The 552-nt window shown below is 60.1% G+C and carries 1 protein-coding gene; it reads right to left on the reverse strand.

The genetic code is table 11. The features are described from left to right. Positions 1-286, reverse strand: a 286-nt coding sequence (locus ACOI1H_RS26170; protein WP_422441279.1) for a hypothetical protein, incomplete at its 3' end; no start/stop codon positions are given. Between the last annotated feature and the right edge of the window lie 266 nt (positions 287-552).

Below are 552 nucleotides of genomic sequence, written 5' to 3' on the forward strand. Positions count from 1 at the left end.
CGCCGTTCTCGTTCTTGCGCTGCACGGCTTCCATGGGGCCCTTGAGCCAGATTTTGGAGCCCTCACCTGCGGCTTTGATGGCGTCGATCGTTTTTGCCGTGAAGGCAAATGCGGTCTGCTCGAACTTCACGCAGTCGATCGTGACGACGGCGTATTGGCCTTTGCGGCCGGATTTCAGGGCAATCGACTTGATCGTGCCGAAGCGCTCGATCCACTTGTCGCCAGCGGCGCGTGCGGGGGCTTCGGACTGTGCGGCGGTCTGTGCTGCTGTGTTCTGGTCGGTCATGCTGATCTCGCTTCTGGTTTGATTTTTTCGAGGCCTTCGATGTTGGCCGTCTCGCGCAATGCAGAGACGGACATCTTCGATGGCCCGTTTTTTGTGATTTTCTTTTACTGCCCGGGTCTCTGCCCTGACGCTGGAGCGCCTTCGAAGATGACCCATCGGATCATCTGCGGAGGAGCTCCGGAGAGGTGGACGCGCCACCCCTCCGGACCGTTCGCGGCCCTGAGGCTTAGAACGGAATCTCGTTGTCGACGGCGGCATTGGCGGCT

This window comes from Loktanella sp. DJP18 (genome assembly GCF_049310965.1).
In the GTDB taxonomy this organism is placed as follows: Bacteria; Pseudomonadota; Alphaproteobacteria; order Rhodobacterales; family Rhodobacteraceae; genus Loktanella.